Source organism: Amycolatopsis silviterrae, from assembly GCF_042684085.1.
Taxonomy (GTDB): domain Bacteria; phylum Actinomycetota; class Actinomycetes; order Mycobacteriales; family Pseudonocardiaceae; genus Amycolatopsis; species Amycolatopsis silviterrae.
In genome coordinates this window covers 1-1,859 of the sequence record NZ_JBHUKS010000034.1, presented here as the reverse complement: position 1 = coordinate 1,859, position 1,859 = coordinate 1, and the positions used below count along the sequence as shown (strand labels likewise).

Sequence of the window (1,859 nt, the reverse complement as noted above, 5' to 3'; positions counted from 1 at the left end):
CCAGGGCGACGATCAGTTTGGTTCTCCCGGACACCCCGCCACGGTACGGCACACGCGGCTACGGTGGCCGCATGGCCAAAAACGGCGATCCGGTCGAATACCAGGTGGGGGAGCGCACCGTCCGGGTGTCGAGCCCGGACAAGGTCTACTTCCCCGAACGCGGCATCACGAAGCGGCAGGTGGTCGAGTACTACCTCGCCGTGGCCGATCCGCTGCTGCGGGCGATCGGCGAGCGGCCGACCACGCTGAAGCGCTACGTCGACGGCGTCACCGGCGAGTGGTTCTACGCCAAGCGCGTGCCCAAGGGCGCGCCGGACTGGCTCGAAACCGCGCGGATCGCCTTCCCGTCCGGCCGCACCGCGGACGAGGTCTGCCCGACCGAACCCGCGGTCTTCGCCTGGGCGGCCAACCTCGGCACCTTCGACTTCCACCCGTGGCCGGTGCGCAGGCCCGACGTCGACCACCCGGACGAACTGCGGATCGACGTCGACCCGCCGGAACGCGCCGGGTTCGCCGACGCGGTCGAGGTCGCCGGCGTGGTCCGCGAGGTGCTCGCCGACGCCGGGCTCACCGGCTACCCGAAGACCTCCGGCGGCCGCGGCGTGCACGTCCTCGTGCGGATCCGCCCGGAGTGGGACTTCATCGCGGTGCGGCACGCGGTGATCGCGCTCGGCCGCGAGGTCGAACGGCGGATCCCGGACAAGGCCACGGTGTCCTGGTGGAAGGAGGAGCGCGGCGGACGCGTCTTCCTCGACTACAACCAGGCCGCGCGGGACCGGACGGTCGCCTCGTCGTGGTCGGTGCGCGGCACCCCGCGTGCTACCGTGTCGACGCCGCTGACCTGGGAGTTGCTCGCCGACGTCGACCCCGACGACTTCGACGTGCTGACCGTGCCCGGCTTCCTCGCCGAGCGCGGCGACCTGCACGCGCCGATGGATGAGCAGGCGTTCGGCCTGGAAACGCTGCTGGAGTGGTACGAACGCGACGACCGCGAGCTCGGCGGCGCGGAGCTGCCGTACCCGCCGGACTACCCCAAGATGCCGGGCGAACCTAAGCGGGTGCAGCCGAGCAAGGCACGGTCCGAATAGGCCCGATCCGACCAGGCGTGATCGGCCGATTGCCGGGTGTGATCACTCTGGGTGATCAACATCGCGGGGAATTTTCCGAAAGTTTCCGCAGGTCGCAGTGAGTTTTTCGAGGTCGGTTACGATGGGGGACGCCGCTGGGCGGTAACGCGCCGGGGTCGGGGTGCGACTATTGCCGGGGCCGGAGGGGAGCCGGGACCGGAGGAGGGAGACCGTCGTGGACGACCTGATCGCGTTCCTCGCCGCGCGCGTCGGACAGCGGCAGGCGCTGATCATGCAGGCGGTGCAGAAGGGCAAAGCCGGGGAGCCGCTGAACCGGGGCGAGGCCAAGGTCGGGCTGGAGGAGCGGGTCCGTTCCCTCGGCGACCTCGAGCTCGACGTGGTCAACCAGATGATCAACGAGATCGAGGCGACTCGGCGGATCATGCTCGCGCATCGGACCACGGTGTCCGAGAAGGTGCCTGGTTTTCCGTTGTATGGCAGTGAGTATTGGTGTGAGACCTGTCATGTGCCTGCGGACGAGGCTGGGTCTAACTGGTGCCTGACGTTGCGGTTGCTGGCGTTGCCTTATGCGGAGCATCCGGATTACAGCGAGCGGTGGCGGCCGTAGGGGCGGTCTCGCTGGTGCGGGTGGGCACCCCGAAGCTGATTGTGATGACGGGCGGCGGGTGCTCGTCAAGGCGGGAAAGATGCCTTGACAAGCACCCGCCGCCCGCATGTGGGCTTCGTATCGGGTTGCGGGGCCGGGCTGGGTGCCTCGATGGGTTGGGTGCA

2 protein-coding genes are annotated in these 1,859 nt (G+C 69.2%); both read left to right on the top strand.

The features are described from left to right. Positions 1-71: 71 nt before the first annotated feature. Positions 72-1,088: a DNA polymerase domain-containing protein gene (locus tag ACFSVL_RS40515; RefSeq protein ID WP_378312460.1), complete on the top strand. Its 1,017-nt coding sequence runs from the start codon at positions 72-74 to the stop codon at positions 1,086-1,088. Positions 1,089-1,302: 214 nt separating this feature from the next. Then, positions 1,303-1,695 carry a DUF6221 family protein gene (locus ACFSVL_RS40510; protein ID WP_116206681.1) on the top strand — a complete coding sequence of 131 codons (393 nt, stop codon included), beginning with the start codon at positions 1,303-1,305 and terminating at the stop codon, positions 1,693-1,695. Positions 1,696-1,859: the final 164 nt, after the last annotated feature.

What these genes read in the sequence shown, in the direction of transcription:
- ACFSVL_RS40515 (WP_378312460.1), top strand. Translation starts at nt 72, where the DNA reads ATGGCCAAAAACGGCGATCCGGTCGAATACCAGGTGGGGGAGCGCACC.